Source organism: Euzebya pacifica (genome assembly GCF_003344865.1).
GTDB classification, from domain to species: Bacteria; Actinomycetota; Nitriliruptoria; order Euzebyales; family Euzebyaceae; genus Euzebya; species Euzebya pacifica.
This window is the reverse complement of record NZ_CP031166.1, coordinates 498,230-518,640: the sequence shown is the minus strand read 5'-3', so window position 1 is coordinate 518,640 and position 20,411 is coordinate 498,230. Positions and strand designations below refer to the sequence as shown.

The 20,411-nt window shown below is 68.7% G+C and carries 17 protein-coding genes; 9 read left to right on the top strand and 8 right to left on the bottom strand.

The window, feature by feature from the left end; translation table 11 throughout:
* The first annotated feature begins 2 nt into the window (after window positions 1-2).
* Window positions 3-1,478 (top strand): hypothetical protein, encoded by a 1,476-nt coding sequence (locus tag DVS28_RS27775; protein ID WP_114594883.1) that lies wholly within the window; start codon window positions 3-5, stop codon window positions 1,476-1,478.
* Entirely contained in the window at window positions 1,475-3,946 is a 2,472-nt protein-coding gene (locus tag DVS28_RS27770) for an ATP-binding protein (protein ID WP_114594882.1), read from the top strand. Before DVS28_RS27775 ends, DVS28_RS27770 begins: the two co-directional genes overlap by 4 nt.
* Here DVS28_RS27770 and DVS28_RS27765 read toward each other — a convergent pair.
* The gene (locus DVS28_RS27765; protein ID WP_114594881.1) at window positions 3,853-4,443 is read right to left on the bottom strand and encodes a hypothetical protein; all 591 of its coding nucleotides are present in this window, start codon (window positions 4,441-4,443) and stop codon (window positions 3,853-3,855) included. The two genes, DVS28_RS27770 and DVS28_RS27765, sit on opposite strands and share 94 nt — an antisense overlap.
* Window positions 4,444-5,310: 867 nt before the next feature.
* On the opposite strand from DVS28_RS27765, the gene DVS28_RS29015 reads away from it, so the two are divergent.
* The gene (locus tag DVS28_RS29015; RefSeq protein WP_164711216.1) at window positions 5,311-6,216 is read left to right on the top strand and encodes a MinD/ParA family ATP-binding protein; all 906 of its coding nucleotides are present in this window, start codon (window positions 5,311-5,313) and stop codon (window positions 6,214-6,216) included.
* 7 nt (window positions 6,217-6,223) lie between these two features.
* On the opposite strand, the gene DVS28_RS27750 is transcribed toward DVS28_RS29015, so the two are convergent.
* The 3 genes from DVS28_RS27750 to DVS28_RS27740 form a co-directional block, all read right to left on the bottom strand.
* On the bottom strand, window positions 6,224-6,739 hold the full coding sequence (locus tag DVS28_RS27750) for a hypothetical protein (protein WP_164711215.1): 516 nt from the start codon (window positions 6,737-6,739) through the stop codon (window positions 6,224-6,226).
* A gap of 260 nt (window positions 6,740-6,999) precedes the next feature.
* On the bottom strand, window positions 7,000-7,581 hold the full coding sequence (locus tag DVS28_RS27745; protein WP_114594878.1) for a hypothetical protein: 582 nt from the start codon (window positions 7,579-7,581) through the stop codon (window positions 7,000-7,002).
* A gap of 50 nt (window positions 7,582-7,631) precedes the next feature.
* The gene (locus DVS28_RS27740) at window positions 7,632-7,868 is read right to left on the bottom strand and encodes a hypothetical protein (protein WP_114594877.1); all 237 of its coding nucleotides are present in this window, start codon (window positions 7,866-7,868) and stop codon (window positions 7,632-7,634) included.
* 93 nt (window positions 7,869-7,961) lie between these two features.
* Here DVS28_RS27740 and DVS28_RS27735 point away from each other — a divergent pair, with 93 nt between their 5' ends.
* The 4 genes from DVS28_RS27735 to DVS28_RS27720 all read left to right on the top strand — a co-directional run bounded on the left by DVS28_RS27735 (window position 7,962) and on the right by DVS28_RS27720 (window position 12,381).
* A complete protein-coding gene (locus DVS28_RS27735; RefSeq protein WP_114594876.1) occupies window positions 7,962-9,215 on the top strand; it encodes a ParB/RepB/Spo0J family partition protein in 1,254 nt (417 codons plus the stop codon).
* Window positions 9,212-10,237, top strand: a complete 1,026-nt coding sequence (locus DVS28_RS27730; protein WP_164711214.1) for an HNH endonuclease family protein — start codon at window positions 9,212-9,214, stop codon at window positions 10,235-10,237. The genes DVS28_RS27735 and DVS28_RS27730 overlap by 4 nt, the downstream gene beginning before the upstream one ends.
* A gap of 83 nt (window positions 10,238-10,320) precedes the next feature.
* The gene (locus tag DVS28_RS27725; protein ID WP_114594874.1) at window positions 10,321-11,121 is read left to right on the top strand and encodes a pentapeptide repeat-containing protein; all 801 of its coding nucleotides are present in this window, start codon (window positions 10,321-10,323) and stop codon (window positions 11,119-11,121) included.
* Window positions 11,122-11,406: 285 nt separating this feature from the next.
* Window positions 11,407-12,381, top strand: coding sequence for a hypothetical protein (locus DVS28_RS27720; RefSeq protein WP_164711213.1), 975 nt, complete (start codon window positions 11,407-11,409; stop codon window positions 12,379-12,381).
* Here the strand turns inward: DVS28_RS27720 and DVS28_RS27715 are convergent.
* Together DVS28_RS27715 and DVS28_RS27710 are read right to left on the bottom strand one after the other, a co-directional pair.
* Complete coding sequence (locus DVS28_RS27715) at window positions 12,378-12,584, bottom strand: hypothetical protein (protein ID WP_114594872.1); 207 nt, start codon at window positions 12,582-12,584, stop codon at window positions 12,378-12,380. The two genes, DVS28_RS27720 and DVS28_RS27715, sit on opposite strands and share 4 nt — an antisense overlap.
* Before the next feature lies 1 nt (window position 12,585).
* A complete protein-coding gene (locus DVS28_RS27710; protein WP_114594871.1) occupies window positions 12,586-12,933 on the bottom strand; it encodes a hypothetical protein in 348 nt (115 codons plus the stop codon).
* A 263-nt stretch (window positions 12,934-13,196) separates the two neighbouring features.
* On the opposite strand from DVS28_RS27710, the gene DVS28_RS27705 reads away from it, so the two are divergent.
* Window positions 13,197-15,878 carry a coiled-coil domain-containing protein gene (locus tag DVS28_RS27705; protein WP_114594870.1) on the top strand — a complete coding sequence of 894 codons (2,682 nt, stop codon included), beginning with the start codon at window positions 13,197-13,199 and terminating at the stop codon, window positions 15,876-15,878.
* Between the two features lie 556 nt (window positions 15,879-16,434).
* Here DVS28_RS27705 and DVS28_RS29010 read toward each other — a convergent pair.
* Window positions 16,435-17,199 (bottom strand): transposase family protein, encoded by a 765-nt coding sequence (locus DVS28_RS29010; RefSeq protein WP_164711211.1) that lies wholly within the window; start codon window positions 17,197-17,199, stop codon window positions 16,435-16,437.
* A 22-nt stretch (window positions 17,200-17,221) separates the two neighbouring features.
* On the opposite strand from DVS28_RS29010, the gene DVS28_RS27690 reads away from it, so the two are divergent.
* Window positions 17,222-19,219, top strand: a complete 1,998-nt coding sequence (locus DVS28_RS27690) for a transposase (protein WP_164711210.1) — start codon at window positions 17,222-17,224, stop codon at window positions 19,217-19,219.
* On the opposite strand, the gene DVS28_RS27685 is transcribed toward DVS28_RS27690, so the two are convergent.
* A complete protein-coding gene (locus DVS28_RS27685) occupies window positions 19,216-20,289 on the bottom strand; it encodes a RecB family exonuclease (RefSeq protein WP_114594866.1) in 1,074 nt (357 codons plus the stop codon). The genes DVS28_RS27690 and DVS28_RS27685 overlap by 4 nt on opposite strands.
* Between the last annotated feature and the right edge of the window lie 122 nt (window positions 20,290-20,411).

The following is a 20,411-nucleotide window of genomic DNA, read 5'->3' as shown; positions in this document are numbered from 1 at the left end:
CCGTGAGCACCCGACGCACCGCAGTTCCACGACAGTTCAGCACCCACAAGAAGGCCAAGACCCGGGCGATCATGATCATCGGGACGCTCACCCTGCTTGCCCTGCTGTCACCGGTTGCGGTCCTCATCGCCCGCAGCGCCACCGTCACCGCCAACGCGGCACTGGCCTTCACCGGCGAGGAACCCCAACCGGCGCACAGAGCCTTCGCCGAAGTCGCAGCCGCCCGATGGGCATGGGGTGGATCCGGCGGATTCGCCGCCGCGGGACAAACGACAGCCGCTGAACTGATCGGCCGGCCCGGCCTCGATGAACGGACCATGGACCTGCTGCTCCTCGACGACGACGACGTCGACGCAGAGAACCGGGTCCCGTTGGGTATCAGCGACATCATCTGGTCCGACGCCTACTTCGTCACCACCGAAGAAGGCCAGATCGAGCACCACCGGTTCCTCGTCGTCACCGAAGGTGGCCTGCTGCGCCTCACCGTGCCCGTCGCACCCGTCCCGCGGGAGAACGCAACCGACACCGCCGTCGTCGCCGGCATGTTCTCCATCGCACCCTGGATCGACTCGCCGGAAACCACCACCGTGCCCACCCCCCGATGGGCCGACGTGAGCGACTCCGTCGAAGTCGGCAACAACATCCTCGCCAGGGTCAACGAGTGGGCCGACGCCTACGCCGCCTCCGACAGCACAGCCCTTCTCGCCTTGACCGGAGACCCCGACAACAGCACATACCCGGGGATCGGAGGGTTCCAAGTTCGAAGCGTCGAGATCCTCGACGCCGCCTTCCGGAACAGCGACGACCTCCTCGTCGTCGCCGTCCGGATCGCCATGATCGCCGACACCGGCGTTGCCTTGGACCTCTCCTACGACCTGCTTGTCGACGGCCACGACCGGCCCTTCCCCAACATCGTCGCATGGCACAGCCAAGGCCTCGGCCCCGTCCTCGAACCGTACGGCAACGCCATCGACCCCAACGCCGTGCAGTACGCCGGCCTCCCCGTACAGGCATCCAACGAGCTCGACCCCCGCCAGTTCGCCCGCCGCGCCCGCGAAGTCCTCGAGAACCTGGCAGCCATCGAACGCGCATACGCACGGGACATCGGCGGAGGCCTCTACGCCACCTTCGGGACCCTCGAAACCACCTCCTTCAGCAACGCCTTCGGAGAAGCCAACGCCCCCCTGGCCGGCACCAGGGCCCAGGTCGAGGGACGCGTCTACGAAAACGGCGTCGGCTTCTGCGTCGAAGCCGTCCTCGGCGGCGACTCCTTCCACGCCACACACGTCTCCGGCGTCGTGCCCGGACGCTGCCCACTCACCCTCCAAGAAGCCGATGAAGCAGCCGCCGGCGGAGCCGCCACCGCACAGACCGGGGCCACCAGTCCCGACGACCCCGCCGAGGACCCGGCCACCCCTGACCCGACGCCCGAACCGACCGCTGACGCCGACGACACCCCGCCGCAGGACACCCAGTGAACCCCTACCTGGCCAAAGCCCGCAACGCCATCCTCGGCGACCCCGCAAAGAAGGTCGGTACCGTCGACCGCAAGACCGGCCAGCACCGGGCCACACCATGGATGGAACGCAGCGACGACGGCATGTACGTCGGCCTCGACCGCTCCATCTGGCTGTACCGCGTCATCGAGAACACCCCACTCCAGTACTCCGACATCGACGAGAAACTCGACCACGGACGCAAGTTCGAAACGATCCTCAACGACCTCGGCCAGTCCTCCATCAAGGCACCCCCCGGCATGGCCAACGCCCCCGCCGGGTTCTACCGCGACATCCACCTCCTGACCGTCCGCTGGTACGAACGCCCCGTACCGCCAGCCAGCTCGAACAGGCCACTGGCCGCCTACCAGGACCAAGAAGTTCTCGCCTTCGTCGCACCCGCCCAAGCCATGTTCGTAGGCGTCCGACTCTCCAACCTCGACGCCTCCAAGGTCTCCCGCGCCAACAGCATCTTCGAACTCATGAAGGACCTCGTCGCCGAAGCCTTCGATGACAACCCCACCAACTTCGCGTTCTACCGCAAGGACCGCGACTGGGTGCACCAGAAGCTCGCCGCGCACGGCGGCAGGATTCCCACCGATCACGAACGACGCCAACTCGAAAGCTGGTTCAACCACGGCAACGGGGCCGAACCGGAGATCATCCCCCACCCCGACCACCTACTCATCGACCGCGACGACAAGATCGAGTTCGCCGCCCTCGAACGATTCCAAACCACCGCGTTCCGCGCCCCAGGATCCGAATGGATCGCCGCCGTCATGGACCACGGCGACGGCCCCTGCGTCGTCTCGCTACGCGCGCAACTCCAACCAGGAACCGACACCCGCAAGCAACTGCGCAAGTCGATCCGGGCACGCCGCGAAGCCGAAGCCGAAGCCGCCAAGACAGGAGAAGTCGACCGCGTCGAGGAGCTGCAGGAGAACGAACTCACCGTCTTCGCCGAGCAGAAGTACTCCGGTGCCGACGCGCCCGCCTCGCTGCGCAACTGCTCGGTGATCTTCGGCCACCGCGAAACCAACTACGACCGCGAGCCCTACACCGACTGGCTCCGGCACAACTTCGGCATCGAAACCAAACCGCTCACCCACCGGCAACTCGCCGCCCTCGAGGAATGCATGCCCTGCTCACAGCAGCGCAGCAACCCCTTCCCGCTCCACATCTCCACCGAAATGGCCGCCCACGCCGGCCTCGGCATGTTCACCGAACTCGGCGACGGCCAAGGCGCCTTCGTTGGACGCGGCCTGCCCGAAGGCACCCCCGTCTACTTCGACCCCCTCGAAGCCTCCCGGCAGAACCAGCCACCAGCCACCGGCATCTTCGGGATCCCCGGCTCTGGGAAGACGCTCCTGGCCCTGCATATGGCCCTTCAGGCCGTTCTGGGTGGTCTGAACGTGTCGTTCGTGAACCCGAAGGGGCAGGACAGCCTGTACCCGATGGTGGAGTGGATGCGGTCACAGGGGCTGGACTGCGAGTGGGTGTCGATCTCGCGGCTCTTCGAAACCGAGGGGCCAGGCACCTATGACCCGTTCCGCTACGCCCGGCAACCGGCCACGGCGGCCGCTCTGGTCTCGAACCTGATCACCACGGTGTTGGATTTCGATCAGACCCAGAGAACTGCCTTGCGTCACGGTCTGAATCAGGGCGCACAGGGGGGCGCCCGTTGTGCGATGGAGGCGTTGCAGCACGTGACCGACGACTTCGTTCGTGAGCAGGTCACGGCGATGTGGGCTTCAACCCCGCTGTTCGCTCTGTTCATGTCAGATCGCCCCCGACCCCGACTCGATTCTGTTGCGGGTGCTGAGGGCACGGGCAAGTTCGTGCTGACCGAGTTCGACGTGGACCTGAACCTGCCCGCAGGCCTGCGGGAGAACTACAGCGACGCAGAGCGGATCGGGCTTGCGGCAGTGAGGGCGGTCACGGCCGCCAACGTGGGGATGCTGGCTGGTACCTCGGGCGGGATGTTCATCGTTGATGAGGCCCACAACATCCTTGGCCACCCTGACACGGTCAACCAGATCCAGAAGTTGATGCGTGAGGGCCGTTCGCTCAACCTGGCCCAGGTCTACATCTCCCAGTTGGTGTCTGACCTGGTCAAGGTCGGTGGAACCGGGTCGTCGCTGGAGTCCTACATCAGTCGGGTGTTCGCGTTGAAGATGACGGATGCCTCTGAGGCGGCTGCGGCGTTGGAGCTCGTCGGGTTCGAACCGTCTGAGGAACGCATCGCCCAGATGCGGGAGTTCGGAGCGGTTCGGTTGCAGTCGGGGGTGCGGCCATCGTTCGGCTACTACCGAGACCTGCAGGGGCGCAAGAGCATCGTGTCGTTCGGGCCGTTGGGTCAGGACTTCCTGGCGGCTGCTTCGACCAACATCGACGACCGAAAGGCCCGGGAGCTGGCAGCAATCGCGGAACGGGCCGAGCAGGTGGCGTGAGCCGGTCGACCATCAGGGGTATCCGGACCTGATGGAGAGAGACGATGAAGCCGCTTGCCAATCTGATCGTCCTCGGAAACGAGGACCTCGGTCGCACCCTTGAGGACCACCTCGTTGGTGCGGGTGTGATCGAGCAGGTGCGGACCGTCCCCCAGGGGACGGCGTTGAACAAGGCTTTGGTCGAAGGGCTCAAGGGCCTCGACGTGCAGACCGTCGGGGTGGTGGTCGTCATGGGGGACGACGACAGTCTTGCGGGTTTCGTTGCCCGTCTGGAGAAGGCGGCGTTCCGGACCCTCGTCGTTGGTGAGGGAGGCGTCGTCGCGGATCCGTTCACTCCCGACGATGTCATCGCGGCGCTCAACGACCTGCCGGAGACCGATTTCATCCTGCCGATCGGCGGCGAGGACGGGGAGCTCAGGATGTCGGGCTCCGGGTTGGCTCCTGAATCCGATGATGGGCCGGGGGACGATGCGGGCATCGAGCCGCCGCCGGAACACGGGGACGAGCTCGTTGGTGCAGCTGACGTGGACGTGCCGGCTTGGGCGGGGAGCTCGGATGGCGGTTCTCAGCCGCCATGGATGCTTGTAGAGGAGGCCGAACCCGAGGAGGCCGAACCCGAGGAGGCCGAACCCGAGGAGGCCGAACCCGAGGAGGCCGAACCCGAGGAGGCCGACCCCGAGGAGGCCGAACCCGACTGGGGGGACCCTGAAGGCCCTGCGATGCCGGCATGGGCGGCCGGACCCGATCCAGAGCCGGAACCGACCGCGAGCCCGGTGCCACCGGCCTGGGCCGACGAGCCCGAGCCTGCCGTTCCGGCATGGGCGGCCGGACCAGACCCAGAGCCGGAACCGACCGCGGGCCCGGTGCCACCGGCCTGGGCCGACGAGCCCGAGCCTGCCGTTCCGGCATGGGCGGCCGGACCAGACCCAGAGCCGGAACCGACCGCGGGCCCGGTGCCACCGGCCTGGGCCGACGAGCCCGAGCCTGCCGTTCCGGCATGGGCGGCCGGACCAGATCCAGAGCCGGAACCGACCGCGAGCCCGGTGCCACCGGCCTGGGCGGACGAGCCCGAGCCTGCCGCTCCGGCCGTGTCTACTCCGGCCCAGGCAGCCCCGGTTGGGCCCGTACCGGCTGAGGACGTCCCGGCATGGGCGTCCGGACCCGACCCCGAGCCGGTGCCTCCGGCGTGGACCTCCGAATCCCCGCCTATCGAACCGCAACCCGTCACGAACGGGTGGGCACCGCACCGAGGGAACCCGTCTCCAGCAACCGTCAACGGGTTCCCACAGACCCCAACCAACGGACATGACGTGCCTTGGGGCACCAACGGCGACTTCTCTCGGTCAGCCGAGGAGACCGGCCCCGTGGAGGTCTTCAACGCAGGCGTCGGCAACCGGCGGTCCGGCACCGCACCCCAAGTACTGGTGTTCGCCAGCTACAAGGGAGGTGCCGGGAAGACGAGCGCTGCCCTGTTGGCCGCGTCGGCGCTGGCCGAGGCCGCTGGGAAGCCGGGGGAGGTTGTGCTTGTCGACGCCAACACCGCGCAGGCGTCGATCTCCACGCTGCTGGACCTCCGCAATGAGGCCGTGCCCGACATCATGCGGCTCCTGGACCCGCCGTGGGACCCGAAGAAGGTGACGCGGTCCCTCACTGCGATCCCAGATACCAACCTGCATGTGCTGTTCGCGCCGCACAACAAGCGCGACCAGAGGATCCGCAACATCACGCCCCAGTTGTTCCGCCGCATCGTGAACGAGCTCAGGAACAACTACCGGTACATCATCATCGACACACCCGTGGCCCAGAACGTGGGCGAGCCGATCTTCGATGAGTTCGTGTTCACCGATGCCGACGAGCTCGTGATTGTCACCAACCCCGAGAAGGAGTCGCAGGAGAACAACCTCGAGTTCGCCGAGATCGCCTGCGACCCGGTAGCCGGTGGCGGCAGGGCATTCCCGATGCAGCACCTGTGGATCCTGCTGAACCGGGCGCGCGACGGTGTGGGCTACGACGAGGTCAACGTCCGCGACGAGTTCCGGCAATACAACTTTGCCGGAGCCGTTCCGGAGTCCGACGCGATCCTGCGGGCAGCCAACGATGCCCGGTTGCACCTCGCCACATCTCCCGCTCGTGATGCACTTCTGCACGCCTTGGCGAACATCACCGGGGATGACTCCCTGCGGCCTTCGTCGGCGCCGCCGGCGGTGGACGGCATGGGACGCAGCGGTGGGTGGCGCGGCCTGCTCGCAAAGGTCGGGCTGGGCGGCTGAGAACTGGTCAGGCGGCACCGGGTCCATGGCGGACCACCGCTTCGAGGATGCGGCGGTTGAGGTCCCAGCCGAGCATGCCGCCTTCGTTGACGGTTAGGGCGTACTGGGTGACCGACCTGCCCCTTTGCTCCGGGTCTGTGGTGCGGAACGTCAACGCCGCCCAGAACAGCCACTGGTCGATGTCCGGGTCGAGTTCGCTGGGTGTGACCCCCGCCTTCTCGGCTGCGGCGCGCATCATGGCTTGGGCCTTGTTGATCATCTCAGCGGTCTGGGCGACCCGTTCGAGCGCGACTTGCGGTGCGATGCCGCTTTCCTCGCACGTGGCGATGTCATCGGCTGAGAAGTAGCCGGACCACCGGCCGTTGAGTTCAGCGAGTTGTTCAGGGGTGTCGAAGCCGAGTCGGCGGAACACGCCGGGTTTCCAGTCGCGGGACCGGTCAACGACGGCTTTCCCGCGGCGCATGACGACCGGCGGCCGCGTCAGCCTGTCGGGGGTCGGGGGGAGTGCGGCGATCTCGGCCATTGGCCGTCCGCCGATCCGGGCATCGTCCAGGCGTGGGTCGCGGCGGACACGCGGCCGGTTGCGGGCAGTGGGTTCCGGTGCGGCACCCGAGGGGAAGGGGATGACTTCCGCCATCGGGTCGGTGGCCGCCGCCACCTTGGATGCTGGAGTCATCGTTGCCGCTGCGGCGACCGACTTGGGCTTGTGGGGGACGCCGCAACCCGTGGCCCCCTGCTGGCGGGGCCGTTTGCAGGGGCCGGTGGGGGTCGGGCGTCCGCAGTTCACCGGTTGACCGGGTAGGTGCGGAGGAGTGCGGTCTGGGTGGTGGTGGACATGACCACCTCGGCCCAGGCGGGCAGAGCTTTGGTGTCAGTCCGCCAACCTTCGGCGGCATGCTTGCCATCGGGGTTGATGAACCGCGGCTTGCCGGACCGGGCCGTGTCGCGGGCCGGGTACACCGCCCAGCGGGGCCCCTCGTAGGTGTCGATCGGGGTTGCGTTGGCGATCTTGCCGTTGGGGTTGAGCAGGACCTGGAAGTCGGCCTTGCCCCGCGCTTCGCAGATCTCTGCGCGTCGGCGATACAGCGCCGCATTGACGCGGTCGGACGGACCGGCGGCTTCGGCCTTGTCGGCTCGGGCGTGCCACAAGTCCGCGTAGCGTGCCCACTCGTCAGCGGAGAGGTCGCCCGTGGGCCGGCCAGACATCGGGTCGAGTCCGGGGTCGACCATCGGTGCGATCGTCGTCGGGGCGGGTGTGATCGGCGTTGCCCGCTTGACCGTGACCTCGTGGGGCCGGACGGGAGCGAGGCTGCCATCGGGCCGACGTCGGGTCGTGGTGTTGCGGAAGGTCGTCGTGGTCGTCACCGGTTGGCGTTCCTCATGGGTCGGGGGCGTCCCCCCTGCCATTCCGGGCTTCAGCCGGTTGGGCCGATCACCGCCAGCGACAGGCACTGGGCCGCGGAGAGGGACTGCCGTCCCTTGTCGGTCCTGATGGAGAAGGACACCGGGCGGCCCGGGGTGCTGTCCAACGACACGATCGGGCCGCGAACTCGCTTGCCGTCAACCGTTGTGGCCTCGACCCCGGGGAGCGCCCCGACCAGTGCGGCGACCCGTTCGGGGAGGTCGGGGGAGTACAGATCAACGTGGTCCATGGGGGTGATGGTCGCGCCCGGGTTCGTGGGCGGGTGGGTGTCAGCCCCGGTGACAGGAATGGCGGTGGAGACCAGACCCGTTGAGGAGACCCAGTGAGCACCCTGACCGCCCCGGAAGAGACCGTCGAAACCGATCGTGTCGATGAGACGATCGACCTGTTGTCGCGTCTGGACACATCGGACCGGTTCAAGTCGATGGAACTGCGGGACCTGCCCGTGCTCGGCAAGGGCGCGCCGCGGGTGAACCCCCAGGTCCGTCCGGCCCAGGCGCACGCCCTGACCCGCGAAGGGGTTGACGAACTCATCCAGTCGATGCGGTTCATCGGGCAGTTGCAGCCGGTGATCGTTGAGGAGTTGCCTGACGGCACCCTCCAGTTGATCGCCGGCCAGCGGCGGATGAACGCGCTGGAGTTCGCCCACGCCGAGGAGATCGACAGCCGCCACTTCAACGGGACGATGAAGGCGTTGGTGTTTCCCGGTCCGCTCAGCGAGTGGGAGTTGTGGGCGGTCCAGCTTGCGGAGAACATCAAGCGGAAGGACCTCACCGCCACCGATGTCGGTCGTGCGTTGTGGATGGCCCGCTGCAAGCTGCTGGTGGAGCGGGTCACGGCACAGGACCAGGAGGTTCCCGATGAGATCATGGGCATCTCCAACCCGGCGGACCGGTGCGTGGCCCTGTTCGAATGGAAGGATTCGATTGCGGGGCTGGGGACCACGGGGGCGAACTGGTTGGACACCGCCGAGGCGTTGGGGTTGGACATGTCTGAGCCGACCGCGAAGGCCAAGGCGAAGCAGTTCCGGGACCTGGGCGAAACGCTGTCGGCCAAGCTCGACGGTCAGGGTGCGTCACACCGGGCAAGGAAGGCAGCAGCCGAGGTCACGGCGGCCTCCGGTCAGGACGCCGCCGATGAGATCCTGACCGCCATCGAGCAGTTCGGAGAGGACGGTGCCGACTCCCGGCTCGTGGAGGAGGCCATGCTGCTGCGCCGTGACAACCCGGAGATGGGTGCCGACGAGATCGTCAACCAGGTGGCAGCCGAACGGGGGATGGCCGAGCGGCTCGAGCCGGACCGGCCGTTGGGCGTGCTGGACCGGGTTGAGGAGATCGAGCCCGACGATGAGGTGGCGGACCCGGACCCCGTCGACGCCGACGCGCTCATCCGTCGTCTCCGCGACATCGACAACGGGCTGTCGGAGAAGGTCGAACCGCACATCCGGACCGTCAGCGGGCAGGTGGCCAACGGTGCGCCCGTGTCATCGCGGGACGCCGCCACGCTGCTGATGCTCGCCGGCAACCTTGAGGGGTTCGCCGGCCGGATTCGGGCGCTGGCGCAGTGCGAGGAGTGACCATCCCGTGGCGTCGCAGGGACGACCGTGCCGAGGGCACGACGGATGGGCCTCCCGCCGCCGTTGATGGCGGTGGCGATGACTGGGACGACGACTGGGACGACGACTGGGACGACGCCCCCTGGGCAGACCCGGGGAGCGACCTGGACGAGGAAGGAGGCGGCGCTGCTGGCCGCCTCCTGGCCGTCTCCGTGACGCGGATCAAGGAGGTGGTGGCCGAGGTGCCGTTGGGTGCGCTGGTGGCCCTGGCCGTCCTTGTGGTGCTGGGGGTCGTGCTCGGCCCGCAGACCGGCGGTGCCATCACCAACCTCTTGCCTGCGACGGAGAACGACGCATCGGGCACCGGTCCGTCAGACCCCGACGGGGACACCGGCCGCGCCGAACCCACTGCCGCGGAAACCCCTGCCGGGGAGGGTCGGTCGGACACCGTCCCCGCGGCCATCGCCTTGGAACGTCCGCCGGGTGCGCCCGAGCTGCCGGCGGGCAGTGGCCTGACTGTTCTCGCCTCGGCTCGGGTTGAAGGGGCCGCCCCCTTCGACGGCGGCGGGTATGACCGCTCGGCATTCCCGCACTGGGTGGATCCGGACGGCAACGGCTGTAACGCGCGGCAGGACACGCTGATTCGGGACTTCAACGGCGCGACCGTCAGCGATTGCACGGTCGTTGCCGGAACGGGCACGCTGGTGTCGGTCTGGGACCGCCAGGAACTTGCCGATCCCTCCGATGCCGACGTTGACCATGTGGTGGCGCTTGGCTGGGCACACGCCTCGGGGGCCGCGGAGTGGGCGGCCGACGACCCGCGCCGGGAGCAACTGGCCAACGACCCGGCGAACCTCGTGGCGGTCACGGCGTCGTCGAACCGGGCCAAAGGGGCGCTCGGTCCTGACAGGTGGCAACCGGAGGACCCCACGGCTGCATGCCTGTACGCCAACCGGTTCGTCCGCGTCGTGGTGGCCTACGACCTCATCCTCACCCCAGCCGAGCACGGTGCCTTGAAGGCGATCCTCACCGGTTGCGAGTAGCCCTCTGCGGTTGACCGTGTCAACCGGCTACGGCAACACGGAATGTCTACGACATCGACGTCGAACCCGAGGACCAGATCCTGATGAGCAACTCGCAGACCTGCGGAGCACGCACGGCAGACGGCCGTCGCTGCGGGCACCCGATCAGTGGTGCCAGCAAATGCGCCGCCGGACACCCGACCAAGGCGGCACTCCCCGACACCCACGTTCCCTCCACGACCTCGCTGGGAGCCGACCCGTTCGGCACAGCCGGATCCGGACCGTCGGCCGTCGGACAGGCCATCGGTGAGGGGCTGGTCAGCGGACGGCACGACAACGCCAGCTTCGCCGGTGAGGATCTGTCGGCGGTGGCCTTCCACGACGAACCGGAGTTCCACCGCTGCGACTTCTCCGGAGCGGTCCTCAAGGGCGGCCGCCTCGACGGGGTCTTCACCCACTGCGACTTCACGGCCCTCAACGCCAACCGGGCGGCCGTCGGCGGCCTGCACGTCGCATCGGACTTCACCGATGCCGACCTGGCCGAATCCCGCGTCCCCTCGATGCACGGCGGCTCCCTGGACGGCGCGAACATGCGCCACACCATCGGCATGCGCACCTCCGTGCACAGGGTCGACTTCGGGACTGCGGACCTGCACGGTTCCGGCTGGACGGCGTCGCAGTTCCACGGGGCCGACCTTTCCAACGTCCGCAACATCGACACGGCCCGGTTCGACGGCTGCACCTACGACGACGACACCCGGTTCCCCGCAGGCTACGACCCCACTGCCAACGGGTGGACGCACGCGCCTGACCGGACCGGCCGGCTGGCAGAAGCCTGGGCGCAGATCGAAAGCGACGCCGCCAACGGCAACTACACGCCCTGGGTGCGCTACCCGGCCGCCTGAGGCCAGCACATGGACGCCGGAGGACTGCTTCTTCCCGCCGCCCCGCCTTCGGTGGGTGCCCCCGGCGGGACACCGCAACTCCTCCTCGGAGCCGGTGCACCGACCCCCGTGGGCGCACCAGCAAGCCTTCTGGTGACCCCGGATCCTCGGGGTCGCGAATGGACGATGCTGGGTGCCGAACTCGACCCGGGGATCGTTGGCTTGTTGCGCTCCGCAGGCCCTCCGGCGGAACCGCTGTGGCCGCTGCTTGTACGCAACGTGCACGGCCGGGTCACATGGGATGGGTTGACCTCGATCGCGGGAGTCGAGGCGGTCCGGATCGACCGCATCACCCTGAGCTGGATCAACGATGGGGACGCCCTCCACGTGATCGCTGTCGGTCGGCTGCCGGAGACGACGCCCGAACGGCTCCTTGGGGCGCTCGGTCGTGCCGGCGTGACAACCGGCCTTGCTGACCGGGCCGGGCATCTTCACCGGTGGCTCGTTGCCAACCTCAACGTCGTCGACCCGTCGCTCGCCGTTCCCGGCGACGCGCCCTCGGCAGAAGTTGAGCAGGTGCTCGCCCATCGGCTGGGGTACGCCGGGGTGGAGGCCATGCGATCAACCGGCCGCTATGACCCCCGCCCGCACATCGGACCGGCCGGGATCGTGTCCTTCAGACGCCTGCGCATCGCAGCCCCTCCCGAACGACTGGTCGTCGGCACCGGTGTGCACCACGTGGCCCCGGTGTTCGGGCGCGGCGGGATCCTGGATGTCCTCGAGTCCGGGGTTCTGCTCTCCCAGCGCCGTCGACGCCTGCTCGGACTTCCGGCCGGGTTCGGGTCGTCTGAGCGGGCCGACCGGGCAACGGGGAAGGCCGGCCGAGTGTTCGTGGACCTTTCCGACGATCCGATCATGCCGCCCTTGGCGCTGGTGTGGTCCGACGTGGTCGGCCGGCTCATGAACAGGCTCGACTTCACCGTGGTCGTGGAGGACCTGACACCGGTCCCGCTCGGCATGATCCCGTCTTCACCGGTCGAGTACGACCCGACAGGCCGATCGGTCGCCGAGTCGGTCATCCCGCCGCAGATCGGCATCGGGATGGGCATCGACATCTTCGGCCCTCACGGGCCCGACCGCATCGCGGTGCGCGACGACGTGGAACGCAGTGACGTGCTGGCCTGCCTGCGCGCCAAGGGCATCGATCGGCTCGGCTGGTCCGGGATTGACGAGGCGGTGGTGGTCAACCCGATCGCCGTGCGCGCCGGGGCGACGGTCTAGCCCGCTCCCTCGAGTGTCGCTACACGTCGGCGCAGCCGCTCGTTGGCCTTTGTGAGCATGTCGATAAGCGCTTGTTGCAGCAGATCGTTGAACTCGGTGAGGACGCCTCGGTCCTGCATGTCGAGGAGGTCCTCGAAGGTCAGGGCTGCGAGGCGGCGCACGAGCGGGTCGGGATGGGCGGCCAGACGTTGTCGGTCGCCCATGTCAGGCCGCTGCCGCCTGGGCCTCACGGTTGCCGCGGCGGGCTTGCATGTAGTGCCGGGCACACAGGCCGCGGGCAGAGTGCGCGTCGTCGCACCCGTCCATGTTGCAGGTCTTGGCGACGAGGGCACCGGTGCGCCGCGCGGCTTCGTAGTGGGCCTTGCAGAGTCCCTTGGCGTGGACCTCTTCGGTGCACTCGGACTCGCCGCACGAGTACTTGCTGGCGATGGTTGCCGGGGTGGAGGGCTCGGTGGGTCCTTGTGCGGCCAGGATCAAGTGGGGGAAGCACAGGCCGTCGCGCCGCATGGGGGCCGAGCATTCGGGTCGGGTGCAGGTGCTCGTGACGATCATCGCTTGACTCCTCCTTCGCTTGGCCACGGCTGGCATGCAATGTACCGCTAGCAATGCTAGCGCATTGGCTCGGGTTGTGCAAGGGTCCGTCATGACGGCCCGTGCGGCCGACCATCAGAGACGTGGAACACCCAGAAGCCACCGGCGTCACAGCAGGAGCGGCCGGCCACGGAGCCCCGGCGACACATGACGGTTCCGGCCAGCCCCGCGAGGACGACCCGTGGGCGTTCCTCCCCGAAGAGGAGCCTGACGAAGACCCACTGATGGACGCATCGGCCGGAGGCGTCGGTGAGGCGGAACTCGTCCGCGCGGCGCTCAAGGTCGAGTCGACGCGCCGGCAGGTCCGCAACGCCGAAGGGGAACAGGCCGCACAGGATCGACGCGCCGACGTCCACCGCACGGCAGCCCAGGACGCCCAGGCGCAACTGGCCGACCTGCTCAGTGAGCACGGTGAACTACTCGACAGGTTGGACGAACTCCACGACGTGGTCGAGACGTCAACCGCGCAGGCCGATCAAGCCTTGCAGGAGCGTCGGGATGCAGAAGCCGCTCTGAAAGAGGCACGGCAGCGCGTCACGGAGGCCCGGCAGGAGGCCGCGCGGCTGGAGGCCGAAGTCGCAACGGCGACCCAGACGGCAGAGGCGGACCGGACCGCAGCCGACTCCCAACGCCGAACCCTGGCGGACCTGATCGCGGAACGGTCTCGACTCCTTGACGACACGGCCGAACTCGCCACGCAACTCGCCGCGGCCGTTGCTGAGGCCGATGAGGCCCGAGCCGCAATCGAGCACGACACCGCCGAGATCGACGAGATCTCCGTTGAGGTCGAACGGGCCAGAGAGGAGCTGCGAAACCTGCAGGCCAAGGCCGAAAGGGCCCGTCAGGCCCGCGACGACGCAGTGGAACGCGCCACCGACCTGGGGATGACCCACGTCTCCGCAGCAGATGAACTCCAACGGATCAGCAGGCAAGCGGCGGAAACCGTCAGGAAGACCGAGGCGGCAGAGGAGGAAGCACGGGAAGCGCGCAGCGAGGCCGAGGCTGCCGAGGCCGCGGTCGAGCAGATCAAGCAGGAACTCGGTGTCCTGGTCGCCCAGACGGAGACTGCGCGCTCGACCGCTGACGCCACCGAGGCTGCGATCGGGGAGTTCCGCCGCCGGGTGTCCACCGCGACGACCGAGAGGGAAGCGCGGGAAGCCCAACGCCGAAGGTTCATCAGCGACCGGGACGCGATCGTTGCCCTGCTCGAAGATGCCATGGCCTTGGCACGCGACAGTGAGGCCGCCGCCGTTGCCGCCGAAGCGCAGCTCGCCGACGCCACCGAGGCGGCCGCGACGGCCGAGACCGACCTCGCGGAGTGCAGGGAACGCCATGAGCAGGCGGAGCGCTGCCACCAGGAGGCGCAAGACCGCCGCGAGAACGCGCAGTCGGCGGCCCATGACGCAGCAGCGCGGGCCGAGAAGGCCGCCGAGGAACTCCGGCGGTTGACCGCCGAGACCGAGGAACTCAACGCAAGGACTGCCGTCTTGATCAGCGAGGCCGAGCAGGCAGAAGCTGACGGCGATGCGGCCCGCCAGGAGGAGATGCGCACCTCCGAGGAACTGGAACGGGTCCGCGAAACCCTCCGCGAGCTCACCGTCGGAACCGAGGCGGCGGCGGAACGGCACCGGGCTGCGATTGCGGCGAGGGCTGCCGCCGAAGGGCAGAAGCAGGCAGCATTGGAAGCCCTCACTGGGGCCAAGGCGGACCTTGAAGACGCGGCCGCCGACCTGCGGGTTGCTGAGGAGGCGGAGGCGGCTGCGACCGTCGAGCACGACGAGTTGCGTCGCGCCGCAGAAGAGGCTGCCGCTCGCGCCGAGGCGGTCGAGGGTGAGGCCGCCGAACTGGTGGGCCGTGCCGCTGACATCAGGGACGCGCTGCAGCGCCTGACCGGTCAGCTCGAGGACGCGGTCGCCGCCCGCGACGACGCCGTGACGGCTGTCGCCGACGCGGAGGAGGAACGGGCGACCGCAGAAGCGGCCCTGCGAGCGGTTGAGCGTGAGCGGGACGAGGCGCGTGTTGCGCTGGCAAGGGCCAAGGACGTGACCGCCGAGGCCACATCGCTGATCGAGGAGGCGAAGGAACGGACGCGCCTTGCGCGTGCGGACGCCGAGTCGCTCGCAGCGGAACGGGACGAAGCACTCACCGCCGCAGAGCACGCCCTGGAAGAACGGGACAACGCCTGCACGCAACGGCAGGCCCTTGAGGAGGACATCGCCCAATCGGTCGAGCAGGGCCGGGCACTGGCCGAGCAGCGTGACCGACACCGTGACCTCCTGGCCCGGACACGGGAAGAACTCGAAGCCGAGCAGGCCGCGATCAAGCGTCTCGAAGGCGAAAAGCAGGAGGCGGCCGATGCGGTCACCGAGTCGACCGAGGCCTCCGTGGCGGCGCAGGAAGCACACGACGCAGCGCAACGCGAACTCGATGCGGCAAGGGAACGGGCCGCCGAGTTGGAGCAGGACATCGCGTCCCTGCAGGCCCAAACATCGGAAGCCGAGACGGAGGCCGATCGGGCCGCAGCCAGCGAGGCGCAAGCACGGGAACTGCTCGAGGAGCTCAACGAACGGATCTCTCACCTGACCGCTGTCGCTGAATCGGAACGCAACCGACTCGCCCATGCACGGGAGGCGGCACGGGACGCCGAGGAACACGCATTCGAGACCACCGAGCGGGTGCGACAGGGCGAGGAGGATCGCGACCGGATCGAAAACGACGTCGACAGCGGCGCAACGGACAGGGCAGAGACCGAAGCTGCCCCGGCGAAGGAGACGGCTGCACGGGAGGAGGGCAACGGCGGATCCTTCCCACCAAGGGAGGACACCTCCTCGACTGTCGTTCCGGCCGCCGCGCCGCAACCGGAGGATGTCGGCGGTTGGCGGGCAGGAGCGTCGGTGCAGCCATGAAGTTTGCCCGTCCGATCCGGGACCCACGGACTGCCACCGTGCACGACCGTGCGCACGGGACGTCACCCGGGGTGGTGCCGTTCAACCGGGGTTGTCAGTGCAGCGACTGCACGTTCGCTGCGGCACGGGCCAAGCGGTGGGTCGACATGCGCGTCCAAGGGTTGTCCACCAGGGCCATCGCGGAACGCGACGGCGTGTCGGCGCAGACGGTTCTGCGCGACACACAGGCCCTAGCTCCCGGCCGGCCATGGGAGGACGCCTGCCCACCCAGCCCCGAACCCGTCCCGGGGTCCGTCAGCGCTCTGGTGGACGGTGAACGCGAATGCGCGATGTGTGGCACCAAGTTCGCTCCCGGCAACCCCAACACCCTCGTGTGCACCGAACGGTGCACGATGATGTTCCGAACACTCGGGCGGTTCCTCACCGGAGAACGCCGTTCGACACGCCCAGGGAGCCAAGTGCACATGGCTGCCCTTGCGGCCCGCTTGGAAGGGTGGCCGGTGTTCGATCGGCTCCCCCTGCCCGTGCGTGACCTCGTGGCCCGCAGCCTCGACGACTAAGTGACGTCCCGTAATGGGGTGCGGGTGAGGATGCGGAGGTTGTGGAGGTCGGCGACGGCGCGGAGGGTGTCGGGCAGGCGGTGACCTCGTCGGCGGTGGTCGCGCAGGACCTGCCAGTCCTTGAGCCGGGCGATGCAGTGCTCCGCCCGGGCGCGCTTCTTGCGGTGGCGCCGCCACGCGGCATCCCGCACGATCCGGCCGCCAGCGAACGTGGGCGTATGGAGTTCGGTGATGCCGCGGTAGCCGCCGTCGGCATACACCCGCCCATGCTCGGCACACCGTTGTTGCACCGTGGAGTCGCGGTAGGGGATGGTGTCGTTGCGGTTCCCGGCACCACCGCCGGTGATGTCGATGACGAGCAGATCACGGCGTCGGCTGAGGACTTGGGCGTTGGTGGAGTACCGGTAGTTCTTCGACTTGCCAGCTACCGTGCGGTCGCGGGTCGGGATGAGGGTGCCGTCCACCGTCCATGACCAACGGCGGTCGCCGTCGATGGTGCTGGGCAGCAGTCCGGCCAGCTTCGGGGTGAGGTCGGTGATGATCCGGTGGGCCTGGGACTTGGGGATGTCGAACACGGCCGCGATCTGCCGGACGGTCAGGTTGGTCCGCAACGCCGCTGCTGTCAGCACGATCCGGGCGGGCAACGGCAGCGCCCACGGGCGACCGGGGCCCGGTGGACTCGCCAGCGCGGCGGTGATGGTGTCGAGCTGGGTGCGGGTCAGGCCGGTCAACACGACCAGCCGTCGGATTGTTGGTGTCACACCCCCGTCGTACGTTCCTGGTGTGACAACGAAGGTGCGACGGACGCGTGGCAAGACCCGGTCCCCGGAGGGGAACTGGTCCGCTGACGGGCTGCCGAAGGCCACCATCCGCCTCGCCCTGGATACCTCTGATCCGGTGCAGCGCCGGAAGGTCGAGAAGCTGTTCGGTGCATGCTTCCAGTTGCGGCGGGCGGTGCAGTCCGATGCCCGACACCGCATCAATGCGTACTGGGCCGCCCACCACGAACGCGCCGCAGATGAGGACGCACCCAAGCGGGTGCGGGAACGGCTTGAGCTGACCAAGAAGGGCTTGGAAGCTGCGGCCAAGGAGCATCTCGACCGTGCGCCGCATCTGCTGTGCTGGTCGTCCAAAGCACTCGGGTTGCATCTGGCCGACACCGTGTGGGAACCCACCCGACGCCACCTGTTCCCCGACAAGGTCGGCCGACGGTCCGGCCGCCCGCACATCACGGGCTGGTGGGACTTCCACCACATCCCCGGCCGCGCCCGATCCCACACCGCCACCGGGAACAAGTGGGAGACCTTCCGACTCCACGGCACCCTCGACGCCACCAGGCCCGCCATGGCCCACGGTGGCTGGCGGCACCACCGTCCCGTTACCACCCCGGCTCCGCCGACCGGGATGCGGTCCAAGGACTGGTGGGCCTGGGACGGCCCGTTGATGGTGGTGATGTCCAACGTCGGCAGCGGCGACCTGGTCCTCCCGGTCCGGCTGCCCACGGCTCCGTCGGAACGGGCGCACCTCGAACACTTCCTCGGCCGGCCGGAGGCGTGGCACCAGATCGACCTCGTCCGCCACCGCGACCCCAACAGGCCCGGTGGTTGGGCCTACGAGGCCCACCTGCTCTGCCTCACCGACCCCTACGTCTCCGAGTCGACCCAGCAGCGCCGCCAGTCGGTGCCCGCTGGCCGGCGTGCCGGTGGGGACGTCAACGTCTCCAACATCACCATCGCCAGCCACGACGGCGACGGCAGCGACCTCGCAGTGACGACGATCGAACGGACCGCCGACCAGAATGCACGCGCGCAGGCCCGCCGGGTCAAGGAACGACGCCGGCAGAAGTCCCTCGACCGCAGCCGCCGGAACTCCAACGCCGACCAGTACCACCTGTCCAAGCGGCAGGAACGGGCGGCCAAGCGGCGGGCCGACCGAGGCCTTCCCAATAAGGCCCACATGCCCAAGGGGCCCCGCAAGGCCCGAGCGGACGGCAAACCCGAACGCGCCTACCGCCGAGACACCCTAACCAACGGCTACCGCCGGGGCCGCGCCGCTGCGGCCAAGCAGGCCCGAGCGGCCACGATCGCACGTCGCCAGACGGCCGACCGGATGGCCGGTGACCTGGTCGCCGTCCATGGGACCGACCTGACCATCGAGCACGGATCGATCACCGCATGGGCACGCCAGTGGGGCCGGGCCGTGCACGCCTTCACCCCAGGACTGCTGATCGCCGCCATCGAGCGGGAGGTTGCTGCCGCCCAGCCTGGTGCGACGGTGAAGCGGGCGGGTACCAGGCAGACCGCGATGTCGCAGCACTGCCCCTGCGGTCACCGGGAGAAGAAGCCGCTCTCCCAGCGCACGCACCGATGTGTCGTGTGCGGGCTGGCGGGTGGCCGGGACGCCGTCTCCGCGGTCCTGGCGTCTTGTGTGGACATGGCCGACCCCGACGAGCCCTCCACCGCCATCGTCGACTACCGGCTCGCGGGGCAGTTGGCCGCTGACCCCGCCAGCCGTACCACGATCTTTCAGACTGCGGGTGTGCAAGAGCACCCGTGGGCGTCAACCGACACACCCGACCCCGGCATCCTGCCGGCAGAGGGTGACCCGGCCACCAGCTTCACTGCTGGTTCTGCGCCCCGAACGGGAACGGTCCCGCCCCCAACCCCCAATGAGACGCCCGCTCACGCGGGCGACCACGTGGGACCGGAGGCGACGACGAACCCGAATGCCCCACCGACCGGCCGCCAACTCGCGGCCGTCGGATTACGGGACATCTCTTAGACGGAGGCGAGGGACAGGTCGGGCAGCAGCGTCCTGGCAGGGGCGTCCTCGCGCAGGCCTCCCCGTCCCGTCCCGCGGGCCGCGCGCATCCTCACTTCGGCCTGGCCGGCATCGCATTCGCGGATGTGCGGGCACCAGCCGCACAGCGGCCCGGGGTTCGGTTCGTAGGAGTCGTCCTCGAACTTGTCGTGGATGTCGGCCCAGGCCCGGCCGATGCGGCCCTTGACGTCGGCGACCCTCTCGGGCGTCACTTCGACATGCTTGGGCTTTTGGTGCGACACGTACAGCAGTAGCCCGGCGGTGGGGAGTTCCCCAGTGTCCTCCTCCACCATCGCAGCGTAGGTGAGGATCTGGTCATCGTGTTCGCCCTTGTCGAACTTGGGTGAGATGACCTTGCCGTTTTTATAGTCGATGACCCGGATGCCGCCGCCGTACTCGGCGGGGAGTCGGTCGAGGCGGTCCGCTGATCCGGTGATCGGCACGATCAGGCCGGAGTCGCGGACCTCCCACTTCTGTTCGAACTTCTGCTCGGTTGCGATGACCTCGACCTTCTCGGGTGAGGCCATGGCGAAGTAGCCGCGGACGCCGCGTTCAACGGCGTCGTTCCAGGCGCGCAGGCCTGGGCGGAGCACCACGACCTCGACTGCGTGGCGGATGTCTTCGTCACGGTTGTCGCGGTCGCCGACGACCTCCGCGGCGGGTTCGCCGGCTTGGAGTCGGCGGCAGGCCTCCCACAGCTTGGTGTTGAGTCCTTCGTGGATGGCGAGGGCCCGGTCGAGGGTGCGCTCCTGCGGGGGCAGTTCCATGACGAGGTCGAGCACCCGGTGGACGTGGACGCCGATGGTGGCGGGGAGGCCGGGTTCGGAAGGGCGGCGTTGGATGCGGTCGAACGCGAAGCCCCGTTGGCAGGATCGCCAGTCATTGAACGCCGAGGGTGACAGCCTCGAGGGTGGCCGGCGGGTCCATGTGTTGCCGTCGATGTCGACGACCGTTGGCCATGGGGTTCCGTCGGGCCGCATTCCGCCGTCGTCCTTGGGTGGGCCGAACGGGTCTTCGAGGGCGAGTGCCATGCTGGCAGGCAGGGCGGTGGTGGAGGGGTCCTTCTTGCTGTGCCGACCGCAGTCGCCGCCGGGCCGTGCGACGGGGTGTCCGCATCTGCCGCCGGTTGTGGCCAGCGAGGTGCATTGGTGTG